Source organism: Pedobacter sp. 01N416, assembly GCF_056399685.1.
On sequence record NZ_JBFTRT010000243.1, the window covers coordinates 1 to 8,441 of the forward strand.

General features: G+C 46.2%; 8 protein-coding genes. 4 read left to right on the top strand and 4 right to left on the bottom strand.

Going from position 1 to position 8,441, the window contains the following annotated elements; translation table 11 throughout:
- Together AC1DND_RS14535 and AC1DND_RS14540 are read left to right on the top strand one after the other, a co-directional pair.
- A partial coding sequence (locus tag AC1DND_RS14535) for a hypothetical protein (protein ID WP_477582605.1) occupies positions 1-390 on the top strand: 390 nt, incomplete at its 5' end.
- Positions 387-1,124: a LytR/AlgR family response regulator transcription factor gene (locus AC1DND_RS14540; RefSeq protein ID WP_477582606.1), complete on the top strand. Its 738-nt coding sequence runs from the start codon at positions 387-389 to the stop codon at positions 1,122-1,124. The genes AC1DND_RS14535 and AC1DND_RS14540, both read left to right, overlap by 4 nt.
- Here the strand turns inward: AC1DND_RS14540 and AC1DND_RS14545 are convergent.
- Together AC1DND_RS14545 and AC1DND_RS14550 are read right to left on the bottom strand one after the other, a co-directional pair.
- Entirely contained in the window at positions 1,121-1,441 is a 321-nt protein-coding gene (locus AC1DND_RS14545) for a lantibiotic dehydratase C-terminal domain-containing protein (RefSeq protein ID WP_477582608.1), read from the bottom strand. The genes AC1DND_RS14540 and AC1DND_RS14545 overlap by 4 nt on opposite strands.
- Positions 1,442-1,482: 41 nt before the next feature.
- Positions 1,483-4,032 carry a thiopeptide-type bacteriocin biosynthesis protein gene (locus AC1DND_RS14550; RefSeq protein ID WP_477582610.1) on the bottom strand — a complete coding sequence of 850 codons (2,550 nt, stop codon included), beginning with the start codon at positions 4,030-4,032 and terminating at the stop codon, positions 1,483-1,485.
- A gap of 88 nt (positions 4,033-4,120) precedes the next feature.
- On the opposite strand from AC1DND_RS14550, the gene AC1DND_RS14555 reads away from it, so the two are divergent.
- Both AC1DND_RS14555 and AC1DND_RS14560 read left to right on the top strand, forming a co-directional pair.
- On the top strand, positions 4,121-4,600 hold the full coding sequence (locus AC1DND_RS14555) for a MauE/DoxX family redox-associated membrane protein (protein ID WP_477582611.1): 480 nt from the start codon (positions 4,121-4,123) through the stop codon (positions 4,598-4,600).
- Positions 4,601-4,662: 62 nt separating this feature from the next.
- Positions 4,663-4,911, top strand: coding sequence for a DUF6520 family protein (locus tag AC1DND_RS14560; RefSeq protein WP_477582613.1), 249 nt, complete (start codon positions 4,663-4,665; stop codon positions 4,909-4,911).
- 54 nt (positions 4,912-4,965) lie between these two features.
- On the opposite strand, the gene AC1DND_RS14565 is transcribed toward AC1DND_RS14560, so the two are convergent.
- Both AC1DND_RS14565 and AC1DND_RS14570 read right to left on the bottom strand, forming a co-directional pair.
- Positions 4,966-6,336: a RagB/SusD family nutrient uptake outer membrane protein gene (locus AC1DND_RS14565; RefSeq protein WP_477582615.1), complete on the bottom strand. Its 1,371-nt coding sequence runs from the start codon at positions 6,334-6,336 to the stop codon at positions 4,966-4,968.
- 25 nt (positions 6,337-6,361) lie between these two features.
- A partial coding sequence (locus AC1DND_RS14570) for a TonB-dependent receptor domain-containing protein (protein WP_477582616.1) occupies positions 6,362-8,441 on the bottom strand: 2,080 nt, incomplete at its 5' end.

Sequence of the window (8,441 nt, forward strand, 5' to 3'; positions counted from 1 at the left end):
GAAGTTGAGCAGATTGAAAACCTCATCGCGATCAACCGCTACAGGTTTAAAGAACCTCTATATCTTAAGCCGGAACTGCATGGTGATTTCAGTCGTTATAAAATAATTCCGCTGATCCTGCTTACGTTGACTGAAAATATATTTAAACATGGAAATTTAGCCGAATCCGATTCGCCAGCTTTGCTCAAACTGTTTACGGATGAAAACGGTCAGTTAACTTTTCACAGCAGAAACTTAAAAAAATCAAAGAACGGACATCTCCGTCAGCGAAAAGCACTGGGTCTGCAGAACATCCGGCTCCGCATGGATTCATTTTATAAAGACAACTATAAGCTGGAAATCAACGAGCCTGGCGAATTTTACGAACTCACTTTAACCCTTAAATTATGAGTTTAACCTGCTATATTATTGATGATGAATATCATTCAATTGAAGTACTCGATAAGTACATCAATCAAACCCCAGGCCTGGAACTGGTTGGCAGCTCCACCAACCCGCTTTTAGCGCTGGAAGAATTATGTACTATCCCAACACCCGATATTGTTCTTTTAGATGTCGATATGCCACAGCTCAATGGCCTTGATGTGGCAGACCTTATAGGTTCAGCGAGCAACATTATTTTCACAACCTCCTACCGGGAGTACGCACCGGAAGCGTTTGAAAAAGATGCAGTAGATTACCTGTTAAAGCCCATCAATTACGCCAGGTTTTTAAAGGCAGTTACCAGGGTGCGTTCAAATCTCACCAGTCAGACCAACCAAATCACAGCTAGCCCATTTTTTTTCATCAAAAGCAACATTAAAGGAAAATTTAACCGGATCACTATCGCAGAGATCCGTTATATCGAAAATATAGGCAACTATATCATTATCCATATGAATGATGAAAAAGTAACYACTTACCTCACTTTAGCGGAAGTCCTTTCCAAGTTACCTGTTGAAGGTTTTTCCAGGATCCATCAGTCTTATATCGTCAACCATGCAGCTATTCATTCGTTAGAATACGCCCAGGTAAGACTAAGCGGAGAGGTGAGTATTCCGATTGGAGGGACTTACCGTACCGCGTTCCGGGAAAAAATCCAGCCGGCTCTACTCGTCAGTAAAAGAGACAAAAGTGATCACTAGACTGAAGTCYTTTCGCGGGCCAAACGTGAGCCGGCATATTTTTGCAGGCAATAGTARACGAGCARCTCCTGTTGCCTTTGTCTAACGGAGAACGTCCGGTTCAGTTGCATATGCACCAGGTCRGCCAAAAGCTCCAKTCTWTTATCATTTGAATAGCTTCTTGTAAGCCCATCCAAAACAGACATCTGCTTTAACAGTGGCGAAAGATGCTTTGATAATGCTTTACTTTCCAGCAAGTCCGCTATCATTAATTTCTTCTGCCGGTATTTCTCATCCATTGCGACTTTAAGCGTTTTATCTGCCCTGAACTCTGCCATAAACTGATCCGTCACCTTACCAAGGTAATCCAGGGAATCAATCAGAGATGGAAAAAAGCAGCGCAAAAAAGTTCTTCAACATGTGAAATGAGATCGGGCCCATATCGTTCGATTTCTCTCCGGTAAGTATCTCCCTGGAAATCCCGGATGAGTTTATCATGTCCGGATGATTCAATTTTTTTACGCAAGGCGACGAGTATCGCGCCAAGATCATCTTCCTCCGCCTGTATGCGCAGACGCAGATGATAGCCTTTATCGCTGTAACGGATGAAAAACCAGTTTTTGATCCGCTTCTTCTGTCCTTTGATGAATGGGAAAATCACCCTACTAAGGATTTCATCCGAAGCGCGTGGAATGCAGAAAATTTTAAGGTAAAGCCAGTTACTCCCCATTAAAAAGTCGCGTTGCTTTTCACCGTAAACAGTGATATTTTCCTTTTTTGAAGGTTTATAAATATTATTCCCGTGGGCAAGAAAAGCAATCATCTGCCCCGCAAGTGGCTTTTTACCGGACAGAACGGAACGATCAGGCAATAAATATTCCTGAATGGTTATCCGCTTTAAACCGTCAATGCACTGCAGAAAAAACCTTGCCTCGGTGGAATTGGCCAGATCAAAAACCAACTGCTGGTCTGTTGCCCCTATGGTGATGTACCGGGGCAGGTGGTGCTTTCTGCGAAAACCATCCAGGGTTTTGATGGGATCAGTATTGTCCCCTACGGATAAATGCTTTATGTCTGACTCCTTAAAATTCCATTTCGCCAGACAGAGGATCACCCTTCCGCAACAGACCCGTGGATAAAAAGTAAGGCCCGGAAAAAAGTTTTCCAGGCTAAATGAAAGTCCTGCCTGTACACCCTGAAATTGCAGGTCACACAACAACCGGAAAACCGGCGAGTGGTTATTCCGAAAGTTATAGGCGGTCGCCAGACGGGGAATTACTCTTTTGTTCAACTTAGACGACTCTAATATCAATTCACCGCCTTTAAGAGAAAGCATGAGTTCGCCTGGCAGAACCAGTTTTTCAACTGGCTGCGAAGGAGATACGTTCAGGGGTATCTCGTGTGAATAAATGGGCTTACGGCGATTGATATTATCCACATGGCTATCAGACTGCTGTGCAATGTCGGCAAAAACAACTTCCGGGTTTGCTGTAGTTTCCTTTGCGGCAAGCTCGCGGCAAAACTGGTGTACCGGGTCACTAAAGCAAGAGAACCTTCCGATCAGCGAAGCGGCAGTTACACCGCCCGAACTTTCGATGATCAGGTGTTCGCCCGTCGAGCGGTACATGAGCGCCTGCGTCTGGGGCATAGGCAATACTACCTTTTTATGATTTTCCAGTTTAATCAAATCATCTTCGCTGATCTGAAGGGGCGCCCAGGGATCGCGAAGGGTGTCCCCTATCCAGAGTTTGAAGATAAACTGCTGTGAGGCATGCCATCCAAGTGTTCTATTTTCATCTTCCGGCACGGGGAAAGGAATATTCTCCAGGATATCGTGATCAGGCATGGATGGCTCCATCTCGCCATAATGCAATCCCCCGTCGGGATCTAAGGCTAGCAGTAAAGGCACCCTTTCCTGATCAAAGCGGGCACGGAAGTCACGGATAAAACGCGACAGATCAGCAGGCTGCTCAGCATTTGCCAATAACTGCAGCACATGGACAGCTTTGGACAGTTCTTCCTGTTCAGTGCTATTTGGTCCCCCAGTTTTGTTCGGCCTTTCCAGGGCTGCATAAAATGGCTGTCCAAAAGGTTTATTTTCCTTTGCAATTTTTCCGATTTCCCCGGCCAAAGCCGATAGGGATGCTTCACCCGATATAGGAATCATCGTATAATTTTTCCAGAAACCGTTCCAGCTAGGTAATCCAAAGAAGTTCTCAATGATCTCATTACTGATTACTTTGCCCTGAGTGCCATTGAAAACCGCTCCGGCGTCAAGCAGAAATTGGATGTATTCTTCCGCTTCTGCATCTGAGCACTCACTGTGCTCCATAATCCACGTCAAGAGGATGTTTTTGGAAGTCTTCTTTGAAGATAAAAATGAAAACAGCTGTACATTGAATTTTACGGCTGCAATCCCTTCCAAGGAAAAGCTAAACCTCCCCTTATCATCTAAAGATGATTTGGTGTAGCGGAAAACGTCATTAAACCGGTACAGCGCGGGGTTGACCATCAATCCGTCTGACAGATCAGCCTCCGCCCTGTTCTTCAGTTTCCTTAAAAATTCCTGATCAGGCAACAAATGAAGGATCGACTCATCGCTTCCGGCAAGCCTGATCTGACCACCGATTCCCCAATGAAGTAAAGTAAAGGAGGAGAAGCTTCCAAAAGGGGTTGGCCTGAAGCACATCCGGTTATAATATTTATAAAGGGTATGTTTTTCCTTGTCTGCTAATTTATCGAAATCAAATTCCTTTTTTTCAAGTAAGGCATAAAACGCTGCGCTCGCCAAAAAAACTGCATTGCGGAAAGCCTGTTCCTGCAACACTTCAGGCAACCGCGAGAGATCATAGCCGGTAAAGCTATAGTACGGTGCCCGTAAAAACAACTGCGGTAAAAACCGGTAGACCATTGACCTGCTTTCTTTCATCAATTTATCACTTTAAAGGGTATAATACCCATCTCATACTGTTTTGGCTTTTCTATTCACCGTTAATTCGTTTCATAATTCTTTTACCATGAAGGCAATTTTAAAATCAACCGTTCCACCGTTGCTCGTACTGCTATTTGTTTATGCTGCTTTGAGTAAGCTGCTAACTTTTTCAGACTTTGACCAGCAGCTTCACAACCAATCTTTTCCCAGCTGGCTTGCTGATTTCCTACTGTATTTTTTGATCCCTGCCGAAATCATCACTGCGCTGCTGCTGTGTTTCAAGCGGACCATCATATCTGGTCTGTTGTTCTCATCTGCACTGCTACTGGCCTTCACATCCTACATCGCCATGGTCATGCTTCATTTCTGGGACAGGGTTCCCTGTTCATGTGGGGGCATTCTGAACCAAATGGGCTGGACCACACATCTAATATTCAACAGTTTCTTTCTGATCCTCAACCTTCTCGCTTTGTACCTCTATACCGCTGAAAGGAAAGGATTGAATACGTTCAACATCATCACCAACGACCAAACAGGGCCAGCTGAAAACCTGCGAAAAGAGTAAGCATCATTTTTTCACTAAAGTTTTTCTGAATGTTTTTTGATGTAATAAAGCATTCGTTTCCTATGAAAAGGATCAAATTAAACTTTGCTGCTATCGCCTTCCTACTTGGAACAGGCGTAGCAGTAGCATCTACTGCTCAAAAAGCCAATGTTAAATGGGGTTTCAATGGCACCTCTTATGAAGAGGTAACTGGCGACTACAGCTGCGAATCCTCCGACAACACTTGTACCCGCACCTATCCAGCAGGTCAAAATCCCAATGTCAATCCAATCGGCTACATCGAGCAGGAACTTGGCAATTTTTCACAGTAGTATCTGATTAACCTTTTGAACCAGCAACCGGCATCGCGCCGGTTGCTTTTTTATTTACCGCTCATTCTGCGGAATCCCGCTGGCGGATATTTCTTCAGCCGGAATGGGCAGCACATAACGTTTATCACCAGCGATTAATGTGAATACCTGCCCTGAAACCGTGCGGATTATACTTTTTGCAAAGCGCGGATCTTTATTGAGCCGCCTGAGGTCTCCCCAGCGGAGTCCCCTGAAGGCGAGTTCCTTACGTCTTTCTTTAAGTATAATCTTCAGGGCCTCTTCTGCGTCGTTCGCACTCAGGAGCTGGTAGGTCCCTTTGGCCCAGCGCGTAACCAGCAGGGTGTTCAGTTCTTGCATCGCCTCGGCAAAACTGCCCATCCTTGCCAATGATTCGGCGCGGATGAGGTACATCTCATCCACACACAATCCCCCAAAAAGCTGCAGGCGGAAGCCTGTATACCGCCCCTTGAAATAAAAAGGCGCGGGGCCTGCAAAGAATATGCTTTTTCTCAAATCCTTGTCTGCATAAAGCTGGTATAACTCATCTGCTACCGTGGTCCTGGTAGAGGAGCTAAATCCATAAGGTATGAGTTTATCATAAAAGATTACCTCGGGATTATCTGCTGCCGGAGAAGAGGGAAATGGATTGGTTGCGGTCTGGCTGATGGTATTGTAATCCAGCAGAGAATGGTTAAGCGCAAGAGATGCTGCCGCATATTTACCAGCCAGTTCATAATTTTCCATATTCAGGTATACCCGAGCTAATAGTGCATTCGCTGCAGCCTTTGAGGGACGGCTTTTGAACTGCGTCAGCTGGGGCAATAACTTTTCTGCCTCTACGAGGTCACTGATGAGTTGGTCATATACCTGCTGCACGGAAGCCCTTCCCCCCTTCGCATTCACATCTGGAGTGAGGCGCAGGGGTATTCCCAGATCTAAGCCGGCCGTGTTCTTGTCATAGGTCTTGGAAAACAACTGCATCAGGTTATAAAAAGCAAATGCCCGGTGGAAAAGTGCGCTTCCTTTAGTGGTGTTCCAGTTGGTCTTCGAACCTTCTGCCCCTTCCAGATCCTTCAGACCATCTAATATGATATTGGCATAAAAGATCTGTTGATAAGGAAGGTTCCAGTCTGCACAAGTCTGGTTCTGATAGAGATCTTCAGCCCACAGGTAGCTATTTTTTTGGACCATCGTGGTGAACCCAGCCACGCCGGCATCATTGGCGTAATAGTCATCAGCTGAAATTTCCTGCAGCGAGGGGCTGGTGTTGAATATGGTCAGGTTATCCATTAAGGCATTAAAATCGTCCAGGGTTGTGGGAATGAGTAGTGCCTTATCAGGCTTTTTATCCAGGAATTCCTTTTGGCAGGAACTAAAAAGCAGGCCGGAGAGCAAAAGACCCATCAGTAAAAATATTGTTTTCATAATAGTCAGTTTCGTTATCATCATTTTAAAAATCAGCTTTAATGCCTACAGCAACCGTGCGGGCGGGCGGGTAATCAGCAGTGGGATAATCTGGGTCAAAATGGGTTTTGGTTGACTTCCAGATGATCCCGATGTTATTGGCATAGAGATAGACCTGCAGTTTACTGAGTGCAAGCCGCTGCAATACGTTTTTACCAAACTCGTAAGCAAGGSTAATGTCCTGCAGGCGGATATTATCTGCCTTTTGTACCGTTGTGGTAGAAAAATTATAGAAACTGTCCCTTGCCGCATTAATGCCGGCAGGCATCGAAGGGATGGTGGTGATCAGTTCATCTCCAGGCTTCTGCCAGCGCTCGCTATACCTGCCCTGAAAGTAACCCTGTCCGGAAAGAATGCTGGCGTAAAAAATGCCCGGCTGCCTGAAATAGTAGCCCAGGCGATAGCTGATATTTGCAGAAAAGGAAAATTGCCTGTAGCTGAATGTGTTCCGCAGGGCGCCGTAGCTTACCGGCCGGGCAGGGCCACTGTAAATCAAGTTATCTGCGGTCGCTGAAGACAACAACTGCCCATAATCTTTGCTTATTTTGTCGCCGAGATAACCCTGAGGGTCGCCGTTCTGTGGATCGAGGCCTGCGAAGGCATAACTGTATACGGCATAAAAGGGTTTCCCCTGTAAAGGATAAACTTCACTGTCGGAAAACTGTGCATATCTAACTGCCGGTTGCTGGAGCGCGTAATCCACAACCTTATCCTTTACATAGCTAAAAAAGAAACTGGTCTGCCATTTGAACTCACCGGCCAGATTCTGGCTGTTTAAACTAAGGTCGATGCCTGCGCCACGTGTATTTGCCGTATTGCCCCGAAAGGTAGTGATGCCCGAGGAGGGTGCAAAGGCAATATCCCCGATCAGATCGATACCCCGCTTGAGGTAAGGCTCTATGGTGCCGCTGATGCGGTTGTTCCTCCCCGCAAAATCGATCCCGATGTTGATCAGTCGTACACGTTCCCACCTCAGCTCGGGGTTTGGCGGATTGATGACCTGCGCATATACGGTATTGATGGCATTGCCTGTGCCGTATAGCGCTGTTGTGAAGGCAGAAAGGCTTTTATTCACATTGCCATTGTAGCCGTAGGTCAGCCTCATTTTTAAATAGGGTAGCCACTCGAGGCCGTAAAAAGGTTCTTGATCAATATTCCAGGCGAGTCCCGCGGAATAAAGGGGCACCCCCTGTTGATTGGTTTTTACCCCGAACAGGTTACTCCGGTCGAGCCTTGCACTGGCAGACAGGGTATAGCGGTCAAGGTAGGTATAGGCCGCATTCGAGTAATAAGAAATATTGCGGTCGGTCAGATCGGTCATGCTGTTATAAAACGGGATAGCTGCCAGCGAACCGGGGATTGCATACTGGGGAAACTGGCTGAGGTAATCGACCCCTAAAGCAGTTGCATGGCTGTCGTCATAACCATAGGAGCGGTTGCTGTTCCCCACCGTATGGAAATCACGAAGTTCATATCCTGCAATGGCCGTGAGACTATGTTTATCATTCCATTGACGGTTAAAATTCAGCTGGCCCCTAATGCTTTGACTGGTGGCGGTGAGGTCATTCAGATCGAGTATTGCGCCGCGGGGAATGGAGTTAGTGAGTTTTCCGTTAGCATCAACTGCCGAAAAATTGTTGATCAGGTTCCGGGTAAAATAGGTTTTTTCGCTCCGCAGGTTCCGCCCGTTAGCGATACTCTGTCCATACTGATAAAGTAAGGACAGCGAAAGATAAGGCTTGATTTTATAACTGGCGCCAAAATTCAACCGGTAATCGATCAGTTTGCGGGTTTTATCCGCCAGGAAGATTTCTTCCAGGGGCTTATAGCTCCAGTCGAGCAATCCCTGTTGCTGCGCGGACTGAACGAAACGCTGCCGGTAGTCGTGCGTGATTGCAATGGGATTTCCCGCGGCATCGACAAGCCTGGCATAGGGATATAGCGAAGGGCCGTTACCGGTGTTGAGTCCGATCAGGCTTGTCCCGGGATTGTTGGTAACAGTATTGCTCTGGGTATAATAAAATCCAGTCGTTATTTCCAGTTTTTTACTAAGTAAGTTGATGGAC

Coding starts and splice junctions, on each gene's coding strand:
- AC1DND_RS14555 (WP_477582611.1), top strand. CDS start 4,121: ATGAAGGCAATTTTAAAATCAACCGTTCCACCGTTGCTCGTACTGCTA.
- AC1DND_RS14565 (WP_477582615.1), bottom strand. CDS start 6,336: ATGAAAACAATATTTTTACTGATGGGTCTTTTGCTCTCCGGCCTGCTT.
- AC1DND_RS14560 (WP_477582613.1), top strand. CDS start 4,663: ATGAAAAGGATCAAATTAAACTTTGCTGCTATCGCCTTCCTACTTGGA.
- AC1DND_RS14550 (WP_477582610.1), bottom strand. CDS start 4,032: ATGAAAGAAAGCAGGTCAATGGTCTACCGGTTTTTACCGCAGTTGTTT.